The sequence below is a fragment of the Pseudomonas serboccidentalis genome (genome assembly GCF_028830055.1).
Taxonomy (GTDB): Bacteria; Pseudomonadota; Gammaproteobacteria; order Pseudomonadales; family Pseudomonadaceae; genus Aquipseudomonas; species Aquipseudomonas serboccidentalis.
In genome coordinates this window covers 4,358,285-4,371,792 of sequence record NZ_CP101655.1, presented here as the reverse complement: position 1 = coordinate 4,371,792, position 13,508 = coordinate 4,358,285, and the positions used below count along the sequence as shown (strand labels likewise).

Below are 13,508 nucleotides of genomic sequence, written 5' to 3'. Positions count from 1 at the left end.
GATGAACCCCGCTCAACTGCGACGCGTCAATGCGGAAAGTTTTGCGCACTATCGTCAGGGCCTGATTGATCTGCTGCTCGACGCCGTGGGCTATGGCGCCAGTGTCGGCTTCATGGCCGACCTCGATGCCGCACAGGCCCGCGCCTATTTCGATGATGTGCAGCAACAAGTGAACAAGGGCAGCGTGTTGCTCTGGGTGGTGGTCAAGGACGAAGAGGTGCAGGCCAGTGTGCAGTTGGGCCTGTGTCAGAAGGCCAACGGCCTCAATCGCGCCGAAGTGCAGAAACTGCTGGTGCGTGAGCAGGCGCGCCGGCGCGGCCTCGGTCAGCAATTGATGAATGCGCTGGAACTCGAAGCCCGTCAGCACAAGCGCGGCATGCTCTACCTCGACACCGAAGCCGGCTCCCCCGCCGAAGATTTCTACAAAGCCTTGGGTTACACCCGAGCCGGCGAAATCCCCGACTACGCCTGCGACCCGCACGGCACCTATCGACCGACCGCCCTCTATTACAAGATTCTGCAAGGAGCCCGGCCATGATTCCCGGCCAGTACCTGATCCAGCCCGGCGACATCGAACTGAATGTCGGCCGCCGCACCGTCAGCCTGAAAGTCGCCAACAGCGGTGACCGGCCGATCCAGGTCGGCTCGCACTATCACTTTTTCGAAACCAACGATGCGCTGACCTTTGATCGCGCCGCCAGCCGAGGCATGCGCCTGAACATCCCGGCCGGGACCGCCGTGCGCTTCGAGCCGGGGCAAAGCCGCGAGGTCGAACTGGTGGAGTACGCCGGGCTTCGCCGGGTGTTCGGTTTTGCCGGGCGGGTGATGGGTGATCTCGACTGAGATCGGTGCGAACCCAAAAAGATCGCAGCCTTCGGCAGCTCCTACAAATGCTCTGCGGTCTCGAGCCGAGCACTGACTGTAGGAGCTGTCGAGCGCAGCGAGGCTGCGAAAGCGAGCTATGCGAGCGGTCTCAAATCCAATTGAATCCCAAGGCAAGCACATGAAGATTTCCAGAAACGCCTACGCCGACATGTTCGGCCCCACCGTCGGCGACAAGGTGCGCCTGGCGGACACCGAACTGTGGATCGAAGTCGAAAAAGACTTCACCACCTACGGCGAAGAAGTGAAGTTCGGTGGCGGCAAAGTGATCCGCGACGGCCAGGGCCAGAGTCAGTTGCTCGCGGCCGAAGTGGTCGACACCTTGATCACCAACGCGCTGATCATCGACCACTGGGGCATCGTCAAAGCGGACGTCGGCCTCAAGGACGGGCGCATCGCCGCGATCGGCAAGGCCGGCAACCCGGACGTGCAGCCCAACATTACCATCGCCATCGGCGCCAGCACCGAAGTGATCGCCGGTGAAGGCATGATCCTCACCGCTGGCGGCATCGACACCCACATCCACTTCATCTGCCCGCAGCAGATCGAAGAAGCGCTGATGAGCGGCGTCACCACCATGATCGGCGGTGGCACCGGACCTGCCACCGGCACCAACGCCACCACCTGCACCTCCGGGCCGTGGCACCTGGCGCGCATGCTCCAGGCCGCCGATGCGTTCCCGATGAACATCGGCCTCACCGGCAAGGGCAACGCCAGCCTGCCGGAGCCGTTGATCGAGCAGGTCAAGGCCGGCGCCATCGGCCTCAAGTTGCACGAAGACTGGGGCACCACCCCGGCAAGCATCGACAACTGCCTGAGCGTCGCCGACCAGTACGATGTGCAGGTGGCGATCCACACCGACACCCTCAACGAATCGGGTTTCGTCGAAACCACCCTTGGCGCCTTCAAGGGCCGCACCATCCACACCTACCACACCGAGGGTGCCGGTGGCGGCCACGCGCCGGACATCATCAAGGCCTGCGGTTTCGCCAACGTGCTGCCGAGTTCGACCAACCCGACCCGGCCGTTCACCCGCAACACCATCGACGAACACCTCGACATGCTGATGGTCTGCCACCACCTCGACCCGAGCATCGCCGAAGACGTGGCGTTCGCCGAGAGCCGCATCCGCCGCGAGACGATTGCTGCCGAAGACATCCTTCACGACCTCGGCGCGTTCTCGATGATCAGCTCCGACAGCCAGGCCATGGGCCGTGTCGGCGAAGTCATCACACGCACCTGGCAGACTGCCGACAAAATGAAAAAACAGCGCGGCCCGCTGCCTCAGGACGGCGAAGGCAACGACAACTTCCGCGCCAAACGCTACATCGCCAAGTACACGATCAACCCGGCGATCACCCATGGCATCAGCCATGAAGTGGGATCGGTGGAAGTCGGCAAATGGGCGGATCTGGTGCTGTGGCGTCCGGCGTTTTTCGGCGTGAAACCGACGCTGATCCTCAAGGGCGGTGCGATCGCTGCCAGCCTGATGGGCGACGCCAACGCGTCGATTCCAACCCCGCAACCGGTGCACTACCGCCCGATGTTCGCCAGCTACGGCGGCTCGCTGCACGCCACCAGTCTGACCTTCATCAGCCAGGCGGCCCAAGAGGCCGGACTGCCCGAAGCCCTGGGTCTGAAGAAGAAAATCGCTGTGGTCAAAGGCTGCCGCGAGGTGCAGAAAACCGACCTGATCCACAACGACTATCTGCCGAACATCGACGTCGACCCGCAGACCTATCAGGTCAAGGCCGACGGCGTGCTGCTGTGGTGTGAGCCGGCGGAAACCCTGCCAATGGCCCAGCGTTATTTCCTGTTCTGACGCAGCCGACACGCGGTAGAAAGGCCCCGGGGCCGTGCCTTGCGCACAGTCTCGGGGCCTTTTTCGTGCGGGTGTGAAACCACCGCGCAAACGGTCGTGTATTTCTCGCCAAAGGGACTACTATTCGATTCGCTCCACCTCTTTTCAGGAACTGCCCATGCGTCTATCCGAGTTCATCCTGGCCAATATCGAGCCTATCGTCGATGAGTGGGAACAGTTCGCCGCGACCATCACGCCGGCCGCCGACTACCTGGATTCCACGGCCCTGCGCGATCACGCCAGCGCCATCCTGCGGGCCGCGGCCCGCGACATGAGCAAGCCGCAGAGCCCTGCCGAACAGGCCGCCAAAGCCAAGGGCGAAGGCCCGGAAAAGACCCCGAGCCTGGACGAGGCCGGCGCCAGTCATGGCGAGCTGCGCCACACCGTGGGTTTTGATCTGGTGCAGATGACCTCCGAGTTCCGCCATCTGCGCGCTTGTGTGATCCGCCTGTGGGTCGACAGCCTCAAAGCCCCGGACATGGCCTATTTTCAGGACATGATCCGCTTCAACGAAGCCATCGACGAAGCGCTGGCCGAATCGACCGCCGCCTACGCCGAACAGGTCAATCACTCGCGGGACATCTTCCTCGCCATCCTCGGTCATGACCTGCGCGCGCCCTTGCAGGCAGTGAGCATGTCCACTGAACTGCTGTTGCGCAAATCCAGCCTGGAGGGCGATGCCCTGACCTGTGCCCTGCACATCAAGCGTGGCGCTCGGCACATGGCGGCGATGGTCAGCGACTTGCTGGAGCTGGTGCGCGGTCGTCTAGGTCGATCCTTGCCGATCGAGCCGGTGCCAATGGACATGGCCGATGCCGCATGGGCGGCGATTGCCGAGGCGTGCGCCGGTAATCCGGAGTGCGATCCGAAGCTCAATGTGAACGGCGACACGCGCGGTACCTGGGATGCCGGTCGAATCGACCAGTTACTGCAGAACCTGATCGGTAATGCCTTGCAGCACGGAGCCAACAAGCGCGATGTCACCCTCAATATCAGTGCTCAGGGCGAAAACGTCTGCCTGTCGGTGCACAACCACGGCACACCGATTCCCGAAGAGGCGCTCGGAACGATCTTCGACCCGTTGGTGCGCAGCGCCGACGAGGAGCTCGGGCAGCCATCGACCAGCCTCGGGTTGGGGTTGTTTATCGTCAAGGAAGTGGTGAGTGCCCATGGCGGCACCATCGAAGTCAGCTCGAACGAGGCTGACGGGACGCTGTTCAGCGTGGTGTTGCCGAGAAAGGTTTAAGCAGGCTCTTACCGCGTAATCGTTCTTCGCGAGCAAGCTCGCTCCCACAGAAGACCGCGATCAACTGTGGGAGCGAGCCTGCTCGCGAAGAGGCCCGACCAATCAACCGAGAAACATCAGACAGACTACTCGACCACCAACCGCCCCAAGCGCTGGCGCAGCATGCGGTTCTCGGCCCGCAGCTCCTGCACTTCCTCCAGCAGATTCAGCGCCAGCGCGACGCCCTCCCACTCAAGCTCAAGGTCGCGCCGCAACTTGGCGGCGCGCTTGGCCAGACTCAGCTCGTAGTCGGTGAAACGCCATTCCCGGGGCTGCGCGCCCTGAGGTTCGAGGATGCCGTGCTCGACGATTTCGATCACGTAGACGTCCGACAGATCGGCCGCCTCACAGAATTCTGCCATGTCCAGATGAACGATCAGGGGGCTGCTCATGATGGGCTACTCCGTCGTCGGGTTCAGAAGTTCTCTCGCGGATTGAAGGCGGCTTTCTTCGCCAGTTCCTGCCACAGCGCCTTGACCTCGTCGTCCGAGGTTTTCGGCATCACGGCCTTGAGCTGCACAAACAGATAACCCCGCTCACCAGCCTTGTTTTTCAGACCATGGCCCTTGGCACGCATGCGCTGGCCGTTCTGGCTGCCTGCGGGCACCTTGAGGTTGATCTTGCCGGTCAGGGTCGGCACAGCCACCTCGGCACCCAGCGCCAGTTCCCACGGCGCCAGCGGCAGGGTGATGATCAGGTTTTCGCCTTCAACATCGAATTTCGGGTGCGGCGCAAAGCGAATGGTCAGGTACAGATCGCCATTGGCCCCACCGCCGATGCCCGGCGCGCCCTGCCCTTTGAGGCGGATGCGTTCGCCGTCGGTCACGCCCGCCGGGATCTTCACGTTCAGGCTCTTGCTGGTGTTGCTGACGTGCTGGCCGTTGGCGTTGTATTGCGGCACCTGGAAGCTGACTTTTTTCGACTCGTCCGACAGCGTCTCCTCAAGGAAGATCGGCAGTTCCATTTCCACGTCTTGCCCTCGGCGCCCTGCACTGCGTTGTTGCCGACCTTCGCCGCCACCGAATCCGGGGCCGCGATTGCCGAAGATCGAACTGAAGAAGTCCGAGAAGTCGCCGGTGTCGCCACCGCCGCCGCCAAAACCGCCACGGCTCTGCCAGCCCGGTGGGCCCTGGAACGGCTGACCGTGCTGACCGTAGCGGCGCAGTTCGTCGTATTCGGCGCGCTTGTCGGCGCTTTTCAGCGCTTCATAGGCTTCCGAGGCGTCCTTGAACTTGGCCTCGGCGTCTTTTTCCTTGCTGACATCGGGGTGGTATTTGCGCGCCAGCTTGCGATAGGCCGCCTTGATCGCCTTGTCGTCCGCTGTCGGCTCCACGCCGAGTATCTTGTAATAGTCTTTGAAGTCCATCGAAGGAATCACCATCCGTTATCGATTTCGCGCCGAGCCCAGCATGCGCTCATTCGCGCGTGCCGGGTTGACCGATCTCAAGTTTGTGACCGGGTGGCGCAACAGAAGTTTATCGGCAGTGGGCGACGGTTCTTGCGACCGCCGGTATGTCTGCCGGCCCATGCCAGCAAGTTTGGGGCGAAGCTGCGACTTTCAAGAAGCTTAGTCGTGAAATAGCAGATGACCGGCCTTCGAATCTGTCGCGCACTGACATACACTGCGCGGCCGTTTTTTGACCGGAACCCGAAAGACATGAACAACGCCTCTCCAGCCCGTGCCTGCGGTATCGACTTCGGCACCTCCAACTCCACCGTCGGCTGGCTGCGCCCCGGCATGGAAACGATGATCGCGCTGGAAGACGACAAGATCACCCTGCCGTCGGTGGTCTTCTTCAACATCGAGGAGCGCCGCCCGGTTTACGGTCGCCTGGCGCTGCACGAGTACCTGGAGGGCTACGAAGGCCGGCTGATGCGCTCGCTCAAGAGCCTGCTCGGTTCCAAGCTGATCAAGCACGACACCAGCGTCCTCGGCACCGCGATGCCGTTCAAGGACTTGCTGGGGCTGTTCATCGGCCAACTGAAGAGCCGCGCCGAAACGGCCGCCGGTCGGGAATTCGAGCAAGTGGTACTGGGCCGTCCGGTGTTCTTCGTCGATGACGATCCACTGGCCGACCAGGAAGCCGAAGACACCCTGGTGGAAGTGGCGCGCAAGCTCGGCTTCAAGGACGTGTCGTTCCAGTACGAACCGATTGCTGCAGCGTTCGACTACGAGTCGACCATTGAAAAGGAAGAGCTGGTACTGATCGTCGACATCGGCGGTGGTACGTCCGACTTCTCGCTGGTACGCCTGTCGCCTGAGCGTCGCGGCATGGACAACCGCCACGACGACATCCTCGCCACCGGCGGCGTGCACATCGGCGGTACCGATTTCGACAAACAGCTGAGCCTGCAAGGCCTGATGCCGCTGTTCGGCTACGGCAGCCGCATGAAGAGCGGCGCCTATATGCCGACCAGCCACCACATGAACCTGGCGACCTGGCACACCATCAACTCGGTGTACTCGCAGAAGTCGACCCTGGCGCTGGGCAGCATGCGCTACGACATCGAGGACACTGGCGGCATCGACCGCCTGTTCAAGCTGATCGAACAGCGCGCCGGGCACTGGCTGGCGATGGAAGTGGAAGAAACCAAGATCCAGTTGACCCACACCGACAACCGCCACGTGCCGCTGGACCGGATCGAACCAGGCCTGAGCGTGGAACTGAGCCGCGCCCTGTTCGAATCGTCCATCGACGCTTTGCTTGAGCGTGTGCGCGGCAGCGTCACACAGCTGTTGAACGATGCCAACGTGTCGGTGGGTCAGGTCGATACCGTGTTCTTCACCGGCGGCTCAAGCGGCATCCCGGCGCTGCGCAATAGCGTCTCGGCAATGCTGCCGAACGCGCGACATGTCGAAGGCAACATCTTTGGCAGCATTGGCAGCGGCCTGGCGATTGAAGCCCGTAAACGCTATGGCGTTTAACGGCAGCTGCAAGCGGCAAGTAAGAGCAAAAGCAAAAGCCACTGCGGCTCTCGCTTCTGCTTTTACTTGTAGCTTGAAGCTTGCAACTCGAAGCTGCTGTTAAACCATTCCTCCGAGCTTCAACTCACTCTTCAGATACGCGTAATAAATCGGCCCTGCCACCACCCCCGGCAGGCCGAACGCGGCTTCGAACACCAGCATCGCCAGCAGCAACTCCCACGACTTGGCACTGATCTGCCCGCCGACAATGCGCGCGTTGAGGAAGTATTCGAGCTTGTGGATGAAAATCAGATAACCCAGCGCCGCGACGGCCACCCAGATCGACAGCGACAGGCCGACGATGGTGATCAGCGTGTTCGACATCAGGTTGCCGATCACCGGCAGCAGGCCGAGCAGGAAGGTCAGGACGATCAGGGTCTTGGTCAACGGCAGCTTGATGCCGAACATCGGCAGGATCACCGCGAGGAAGATCCCGGTGAAGATCGTGTTGAGCAGGGAAATCTTGATCTGTGCGAAGACGATGTTACGAAAGGCCTGGACCAGCAGGTGCAGGCGATCGAACAGTGCGGCGGCCAGCGGCTTGCGCTTGGTCACGTCCGGTATCCGCTGCAGGGCGATGATTGCGCCGAGGACCATGCCGATCAGCAGGGTGACAAACATGTGCGCCGCGTCCTTGCCCACCAGTTGCAGTTCGGACAGGTGCTTGCTTGCCCACTGACCGATGGCAACACGGAACTCGGCGGCGCTGGCAGGCAGGTAGGCATCGAGAAACGGCGGCAGTTGCCCGCGCGCGCGATCGACCACGCCCATGAATTTGTCGAGAGAGGCGCCCGGGTTTTCCGCTTCGTGCAGCAGGAAACTGATGGCGCCGGCAAAGATCAGCGCCAGCGCACTGACCACCAGCGTGCCCAGCAGCGCCACCGCCAGCCAGCGCGCACGCCGGCCTTCGATCAGCCGTTGCAGTTGCGGGGTGAGCATATTGACCAACTCGAACACCAGCAAACCGGCCAGCAGACTGGGCAACAAACGCAGCGGCAACACCAGCAACAAACCGCCGAAAATGATGATGCAACTGACCCAGAACACAACATGACGCTCAGAAAACGTTGGCATACAGCCTCAAAACGAACGGCGTAAAAGGATTGGCAGTCTGCCAGCGATCCGGCGCCGAAGCGAGCAGATGCCCAGCATCCCCGTCGCGCCGAAAAGATCGCAGCCTGCGGCAGCTCCTACAGTATCGAAATCCCCCTGTAGGAGCTGCCGCAGGCTGCGATCTTTTGATCTTATTTTTTCTTCAGGCAATCACTCATGAACGTCTTGCGCGCATCGCCGGTCAGGGCTTTGGTTTTCGCGTCGGCGTTGCAGGTTTTCATTTTTTCCTGCTGCGGGGTCAGGGTCTTGGCGTCGTTGGCCGCCGGCGCTGCCTTGAGGCAGGTGCTCATGAAAGTCTTGCGCTCATCGCCTTTGAGGCTCTTGGCGGTAGCGTCGGCATTACAGGTCGTCATTTTGTTCTGTTGCGCCGTGGCGGCGAAACCCTGGGAACACAGCAGCAGACCGATCATCAACAAAGGGACACGCAACATCTTCATGGAGTTTTCTCCTTGTCGCCGCACCGATGGGTGCGGCCTGTGCTGAAGTGTAGCCAAATCTTGTTACACCTTCCTGCCTTCCAGGTGGCTACGCCGATACTGTTCCGGTGTACATCCGGCCTGCCGGGCAAACATGGCGATGAACGCCGAGCCGCTGCTGTAACCCAGATCGAAGGCGATTTCCTGCACACTCCGGGTACTTTCCAGCGCCTCGATCGCTGCCAGATAGCGTAAGCGCTGACGCCATTCGCCGAAACTCATCCCCAGTTCGCGCACGAACTGCCGGGCCAGCGTGCGCTCGCTGACATGCACCTGCGCCGCCCAGTGCGCCAGCGGCTGGTTGCTCCCCGGATCGGCCTGCAGCGCGTCGAGGATTGCCAGCAAACCGGGATGGCGCGCGTACGGCAGATAGCATTCATGCACCGGCGCCTGTTGCAGTTGATCGACCAGCACCCGGGCAAGACGCTGATCGGCGTCGAGCTCGGGGATTTTCACATCACGGGCAGCGAAGTCCTTGAGAATCGCCTTGAGGATGTCGCTGATCGCCAGCGTGCAGGCGCGCGCCGGCAGATCGGCGCAGACCTTGGGATCGAGGCACACCGCGCGATAGTTGACCGGCTGGTGGCTGTAGAAACTGTGCTCGACCTGCGGCGGCACCCACACCGCGTATTGCGGCGGCGACATGAAGCGGCTGCCGTCGACGTCCATGTGCAGCACGCCGCGGGCCGCGTACTCCAGCGTGCCCCATGGATGCCGGTGCGGCGCGGCGTATTCATGGGCGTTGAAGTCGGCGTAGCGGAAATACACCGCTGACGGCAGTTCGCTGAAATCCAGCAGATCGATGTGTTTACTGTTCATGCTGTCCGGTTGCAGAGGCAGGTTGTCCGATTCGCAGTATAGGGCTGCATCCAGACAGGGGATAATCAGCGTTCATCAACGTTCTGGTTTTAACCCATGCAATACGCGTTTCCCCTGCTGGCGATTTTCATCTGGGCCGGCAACACCGTGATCAACAAACTGGCGGTCGGGGCGATCTTCCCCGCCGAGATCGGTTTCTACCGCTGGCTGCTGGCCGGCCTGCTGTTCACGCCGTTCATGCTCAAAGCGGTGATTGCGCACTGGCCGCAGATCCGCCCGAATCTGGGCAAGATTTTCGTCCTCGGCGTGCTCGGCATGGCGGTCTATCAAAGCCTGGCCTACTTCGCCGCGACCCTGACCACCGCGACCAACATGGGCATCATTCTGTCGCTGATGCCACTGATGTCGCTGGCCATGGCAATCATCAGCCTCGGCCAGCGCCTGACCGCCGGTGCGCTGTTCGGCGCGGTGTTGTCGTTCGCCGGCGTGCTGGTGGTGGTGTCGTCCGGCAGCCTCGGCGCCTTGCTGCAACACGGGGTGAACCTGGGTGACGCGATGATGCTGATCGCCACCCTGGCCTACGCGATCTACAGCACCTTGCTGAAAAAATGGCAGCTGCGCCTGCCGCCGCTGGTGTTGCTGTACCTGCAGGTGCTGGTGGCGATTGTGGTGCTGTTTCCGCTGTATGCCGCTTCGCCGAAAACCGGCCTGACCGTGCAGAACATTCCGCTGGTGCTGTATGCGTGCCTGCTGGCATCGATGCTCGCGCCGCTGGCGTGGATGCAGGCCGTGCAGCGTCTGGGGCCGAGCCGCACGACGCTGTTCTTCAACTTGTTGCCGCTGATTACCGCTTTGATTGCGGCGGTGGTGTTGAAGGAAGAGTTGGCGATGTATCACCTGGTCGGCGGGGTGTTGACGTTGGGCGGGGTGATTCTTTCCGAGCGCTGGACCACTGTGTTGGGCCGCAGAATCAGCGCTGCCTGATGGAAAGGATCGCAGCCTTCGGCAGCTCCTACAGGTGATCGCGTGGATGAGCGCTGAAACCATGTAGGAGCTGCCGCAGGCTGCGATCTTTTGATCTTGTCTTTGCTTTTACAAGCCGGCAGCCTTGAGCCGCGCCGCATGCTCGACAAACAACCGCACCGGATCCGCGCCCTTGCCCACCAGCCCCAGCGACTGGTTGACGATGTCGAAGTGATCCAGCGGATAGTCGTCGCCAATCACCGTGCCCAGGTGCGAGCTGTACCGCCCGACCATTCCGTCGCACTGCCCCGGCTCGCGCACGAAGGTTTTCGCGAACAACCGGCAGCTGCGATTGGTGCCGTCAAACAGATTGCCGCCACGATCGGTCTTGCCCGGTTGCAACGTGCCCGACCACGAGTAATACCGCACGCCGTTGACCTCTTTCGGTCCGTGTCCGCCCCAGGTTTCGGGCAGACCTTGTGGATATCGCTGATTGAACAGCGCCACGCCTTCACTGGTCAGCGATTGATGCGAGGCGTGGATATCCACCGGCAGTTTCGGCCCGTGGTAACCGGTTTCCAGCAGCGCCATCAGCCAGCCGACAAAACGCAGCAGCGCCTTGAGCAGGCGGCCCTTCGCGCTGTTCGCCGGGTAGTGTTTTTGCAGATAGTCGGCCAGTTCCGAACCGTGATTGGGGCCGGCCACCGAGGTCACCGACGCGACCAGATCCGGCCTTTTGGCGGCGGCATAACGGGCGGTCAACGAACCCTGGCTGTGGCCAAACAGATTGACCCTGGCGGCGCCGGTTTCACGCAATATTTCGTCGATGCGCGCCAGCAACTGCTCGCCGCGCACCTCGGTGGAATTGAGCGGCGAGACCTGCACCGCGATCACCGTTGCACCACCGCGGCGCAACGCCTTGATGATCCCGTACCAGTACGGGTACAGCAGCAGCCGGATAAACCCGAGCATGCCCGGCACCAGCACCAGTGGATAACGTGTCGCCGTACCTTGTGACATGGGCAAACATCCTTGTGGTCGCGAGTGGATGCCAGACGTGCAAAACGCCCGCCAAGCATCCTCCTCGATGATGACAACTCCACGACCAGCCTACTTCAGGCCCACCACCCCCACCACAATCAGTCCCACCGACAGCAGTTTGATCAGGGTCAGGCTCTCGCCGAGCAGGGCAAAGCCGAGAAATACCGTGCCCAGCGAGCCGATTGCGGTCCAGATCGGATAGGCGATGCTTACCGGCAACTCGCGCATCGCCAGGGTCAGGAAGTAGATCCCGCCAATCGCCGCCACCACCGTGATCAACGACGGCCACACGCGGGTGAAACCTTCGGCGTATTTCATGCCCATGGCGAACGTCACTTCGAACCCGGCGGCGATCAACAGGAACAGCCAGGCCATCTAGAACGCCCGGGCAAGGTCGAGCAAACGCTGCTCGGCCTCGGCCACCGACACCGCGAATGTGCGTTCAGCCGATTCTTCACCTTCGGCCGCGACCACGGTGACGTCGTTGATGCCGACAAACCCCAGCGCGGTGCGCAGCCACGGATCGGCGTGGTTCAGTGCTTCCAGCTCACCGCCGGGGCCGAAGCCGAAACCGCCACGGCTGGTGACGATCAGTGCTTTCTTGCCTTGCAGCAGCGGCGTGTACTGGGCCACGCCGTTGTCCAGGGTGTGGTCGAACGTCAGGCCCAGACGCACGATCTGATCGACCCAGGCCTTGAGGCCGCTGGGCACACTGAAGTTGTACATCGGCGTGGAAATCAGCAGCAGGTCGTGATCGAACAACTCGCCGACCAGTTGATCGCTGAGCGCCAGATCGGCCTGCATCGACAACGGCCGGGCCTCGGGCTCCGGATAAAACGCCGCCGCCACGAACGCCTCGTTGACCGCTGGAATCAGCGCCCGTCCGACTTCACGGCGGGTGACTTGAGACTGCGGGTGACGCACTTGCCAGGCGCTGAGAAAACTTTCCGCCAGACGTCGTGAGTGCGAACGGTCACCGCGTGGGCTGGCGTGAATCGCAAGAATCTTGCTCATCTGAAACTCCTTGAGACTAGACTTGAGTGGGTGTGTGGCGCCACATTGCCGCCAGAGCGCCATCACCTCAAATGAGCAAAAATCAGTCGGGATGAATCTATTTCATCCATGGAGTTCTCAATGTTCGCCTCGCTGCCGCTGACCGCCCTGCGCGCCTTCGAATCCGCCTCGCGCCTGCTGAGTTTCAAGGCCGCCGCCGAAGAGCTGTCGGTCACACCCACGGCGATCTCTCATCAGATTCGCGCGCTGGAAGACTGGCTCGGTGTCGCCCTGTTCGAGCGCTTGCCGCGTCAGGTGCGCCTGACCGAGGGTGGCGAGCGGCTGTTTCGCAGTCTGCACGGCGCGCTGCTGGAGGTGGCGCAAAGCGTCGACACCCTGCGTCCGCAACGCAGTGGCAGCAGCCTGACGCTGTCGACCACCGCCGCGTTCGCCGCGCTGTGGCTGGTGCCGCGCCTCGGGCGGTTTTATGCGCAACACCCGAACATCAATGTGCGGCTCGACACCCATTGCGAAGTCATCGACCTGCATCAGGACGCCAGCGTCGATCTGGTGTTGCGCTACAGCCTCGACGACTACCCCAATCTCTATGGTTTGTGCCTGTTCGATGAATCGTTCGGCGTGTACGGCTCGCCGGAGCAGGTGGCGCTGGCCGCCCGGCGCACACCGGCGCTGATCAGCGTGCGCTGGCATAACTCAAAGCTCTACGCCCTGGCTGGGCAGCGTGGTGCGCCCGGTCCGGCGAGCACTGGCTGAACCAGCACCCGGCGATCCGCGAATACGACGAGGAGCATTACGCCCTGCAGGCAGCGATTGCCGGCCAAGGCCTGGTGCTGGCGAGCAATATTCTGGTGTCGGCAAGCGTCGCCAGCGGCTTGCTGGTGCCTTACAAAGGTCAGGTGCAGGTCGATGGCGCGGGTTACAGCGCGCTGTGTGTGCCGGGGCGCGAGCGGCATCCGCCGGTGCGGGCGTTTTTTGCCTGGTTGCAGGAGGAAGCCGTGTTGTCCGGGCTCACGCCAAGGTCGCAGCCCTCGGCAGCGCCTACAGCGGGTCCCGCGTAAAACCGATAAAACTTTTTGCATCGCGCACGAC

The 13,508-nt window shown here is 62.1% G+C and carries 14 protein-coding genes and 1 pseudogene; 7 read left to right on the top strand and 8 right to left on the bottom strand.

The features are described 5' to 3' along the window. Position 1 precedes the first annotated feature (1 nt). From NN484_RS19960 to NN484_RS19945, 4 genes are all read left to right on the top strand, one after another. Complete coding sequence (locus tag NN484_RS19960) at positions 2–538, top strand: GNAT family N-acetyltransferase (RefSeq protein WP_127649060.1); 537 nt, start codon at positions 2–4, stop codon at positions 536–538. Then, a complete protein-coding gene (locus NN484_RS19955; protein WP_127649058.1) occupies positions 535–843 on the top strand; it encodes an urease subunit beta in 309 nt (102 codons plus the stop codon). Before NN484_RS19960 ends, NN484_RS19955 begins: the two co-directional genes overlap by 4 nt. Positions 844–1,003: 160 nt before the next feature. After that, positions 1,004–2,704: an urease subunit alpha gene (gene ureC / locus NN484_RS19950; protein WP_215501344.1), complete on the top strand. Its 1,701-nt coding sequence runs from the start codon at positions 1,004–1,006 to the stop codon at positions 2,702–2,704. A gap of 157 nt (positions 2,705–2,861) precedes the next feature. Continuing rightward, on the top strand, positions 2,862–3,989 hold the full coding sequence (locus NN484_RS19945; protein ID WP_274657705.1) for a sensor histidine kinase: 1,128 nt from the start codon (positions 2,862–2,864) through the stop codon (positions 3,987–3,989). 125 nt (positions 3,990–4,114) lie between these two features. Here NN484_RS19945 and NN484_RS19940 read toward each other — a convergent pair whose 3' ends face one another. Both NN484_RS19940 and NN484_RS19935 read right to left on the bottom strand, forming a co-directional pair. Continuing rightward, positions 4,115–4,420, bottom strand: a complete 306-nt coding sequence (locus NN484_RS19940) for a chaperone modulator CbpM (protein WP_127649053.1) — start codon at positions 4,418–4,420, stop codon at positions 4,115–4,117. Positions 4,421–4,443: 23 nt separating this feature from the next. Next, complete coding sequence (locus NN484_RS19935; RefSeq protein ID WP_127649052.1) at positions 4,444–5,394, bottom strand: DnaJ C-terminal domain-containing protein; 951 nt, start codon at positions 5,392–5,394, stop codon at positions 4,444–4,446. A 291-nt stretch (positions 5,395–5,685) separates the two neighbouring features. Between NN484_RS19935 and NN484_RS19930 the strand changes: the two genes are divergently transcribed. Next, on the top strand, positions 5,686–6,954 hold the full coding sequence (locus NN484_RS19930; RefSeq protein ID WP_215501342.1) for an Hsp70 family protein: 1,269 nt from the start codon (positions 5,686–5,688) through the stop codon (positions 6,952–6,954). Between the two features lie 99 nt (positions 6,955–7,053). Here the strand turns inward: NN484_RS19930 and NN484_RS19925 are convergent, their stop codons facing one another. The 3 genes from NN484_RS19925 to NN484_RS19915 all read right to left on the bottom strand — a co-directional run bounded on the left by NN484_RS19925 (position 7,054) and on the right by NN484_RS19915 (position 9,401). Then, complete coding sequence (locus tag NN484_RS19925; protein ID WP_115985434.1) at positions 7,054–8,067, bottom strand: AI-2E family transporter; 1,014 nt, start codon at positions 8,065–8,067, stop codon at positions 7,054–7,056. 170 nt (positions 8,068–8,237) lie between these two features. Beyond that, a complete protein-coding gene (locus tag NN484_RS19920) occupies positions 8,238–8,543 on the bottom strand; it encodes a PsiF family protein (RefSeq protein ID WP_025111807.1) in 306 nt (101 codons plus the stop codon). Between the two features lie 63 nt (positions 8,544–8,606). Then, on the bottom strand, positions 8,607–9,401 hold the full coding sequence (locus tag NN484_RS19915) for an AraC family transcriptional regulator (protein WP_274657704.1): 795 nt from the start codon (positions 9,399–9,401) through the stop codon (positions 8,607–8,609). Positions 9,402–9,497: 96 nt separating this feature from the next. Here NN484_RS19915 and NN484_RS19910 point away from each other — a divergent pair, with 96 nt between their 5' ends. Further along, on the top strand, positions 9,498–10,385 hold the full coding sequence (locus NN484_RS19910) for a DMT family transporter (protein ID WP_274657703.1): 888 nt from the start codon (positions 9,498–9,500) through the stop codon (positions 10,383–10,385). Between the two features lie 108 nt (positions 10,386–10,493). On the opposite strand, the gene NN484_RS19905 is transcribed toward NN484_RS19910, so the two are convergent. From NN484_RS19905 to NN484_RS19895, 3 genes are all read right to left on the bottom strand, one after another. After that, a complete protein-coding gene (locus NN484_RS19905) occupies positions 10,494–11,384 on the bottom strand; it encodes an esterase/lipase family protein (protein WP_215501338.1) in 891 nt (296 codons plus the stop codon). 90 nt (positions 11,385–11,474) lie between these two features. Continuing rightward, positions 11,475–11,780 carry a DMT family transporter gene (locus NN484_RS19900; protein ID WP_127649047.1) on the bottom strand — a complete coding sequence of 102 codons (306 nt, stop codon included), beginning with the start codon at positions 11,778–11,780 and terminating at the stop codon, positions 11,475–11,477. After that, on the bottom strand, positions 11,781–12,419 hold the full coding sequence (locus NN484_RS19895; RefSeq protein ID WP_215501337.1) for an FMN-dependent NADH-azoreductase: 639 nt from the start codon (positions 12,417–12,419) through the stop codon (positions 11,781–11,783). A gap of 108 nt (positions 12,420–12,527) precedes the next feature. On the opposite strand from NN484_RS19895, the pseudogene NN484_RS19890 reads away from it, so the two are divergent. Further along, positions 12,528–13,477 (top strand): annotated as a pseudogene (locus tag NN484_RS19890) (LysR substrate-binding domain-containing protein). Positions 13,478–13,508: the final 31 nt, after the last annotated feature.

Excerpts from the sequence above, each read along its gene's own strand:
- NN484_RS19960 (WP_127649060.1), top strand. The coding sequence starts at position 2 with ATGAACCCCGCTCAACTGCGACGCGTCAATGCGGAAAGTTTTGCGCAC.
- NN484_RS19955 (WP_127649058.1), top strand. The coding sequence starts at position 535 with ATGATTCCCGGCCAGTACCTGATCCAGCCCGGCGACATCGAACTGAAT.
- ureC (WP_215501344.1), top strand. The coding sequence starts at position 1,004 with ATGAAGATTTCCAGAAACGCCTACGCCGACATGTTCGGCCCCACCGTC.
- NN484_RS19945 (WP_274657705.1), top strand. The coding sequence starts at position 2,862 with ATGCGTCTATCCGAGTTCATCCTGGCCAATATCGAGCCTATCGTCGAT.
- NN484_RS19940 (WP_127649053.1), bottom strand. The coding sequence starts at position 4,420 with ATGAGCAGCCCCCTGATCGTTCATCTGGACATGGCAGAATTCTGTGAG.
- NN484_RS19935 (WP_127649052.1), bottom strand. The coding sequence starts at position 5,394 with ATGGACTTCAAAGACTATTACAAGATACTCGGCGTGGAGCCGACAGCG.
- NN484_RS19930 (WP_215501342.1), top strand. The coding sequence starts at position 5,686 with ATGAACAACGCCTCTCCAGCCCGTGCCTGCGGTATCGACTTCGGCACC.
- NN484_RS19925 (WP_115985434.1), bottom strand. The coding sequence starts at position 8,067 with ATGCCAACGTTTTCTGAGCGTCATGTTGTGTTCTGGGTCAGTTGCATC.
- NN484_RS19920 (WP_025111807.1), bottom strand. The coding sequence starts at position 8,543 with ATGAAGATGTTGCGTGTCCCTTTGTTGATGATCGGTCTGCTGCTGTGT.
- NN484_RS19915 (WP_274657704.1), bottom strand. The coding sequence starts at position 9,401 with ATGAACAGTAAACACATCGATCTGCTGGATTTCAGCGAACTGCCGTCA.
- NN484_RS19910 (WP_274657703.1), top strand. The coding sequence starts at position 9,498 with ATGCAATACGCGTTTCCCCTGCTGGCGATTTTCATCTGGGCCGGCAAC.
- NN484_RS19905 (WP_215501338.1), bottom strand. The coding sequence starts at position 11,384 with ATGTCACAAGGTACGGCGACACGTTATCCACTGGTGCTGGTGCCGGGC.
- NN484_RS19900 (WP_127649047.1), bottom strand. The coding sequence starts at position 11,780 with ATGGCCTGGCTGTTCCTGTTGATCGCCGCCGGGTTCGAAGTGACGTTC.
- NN484_RS19895 (WP_215501337.1), bottom strand. The coding sequence starts at position 12,419 with ATGAGCAAGATTCTTGCGATTCACGCCAGCCCACGCGGTGACCGTTCG.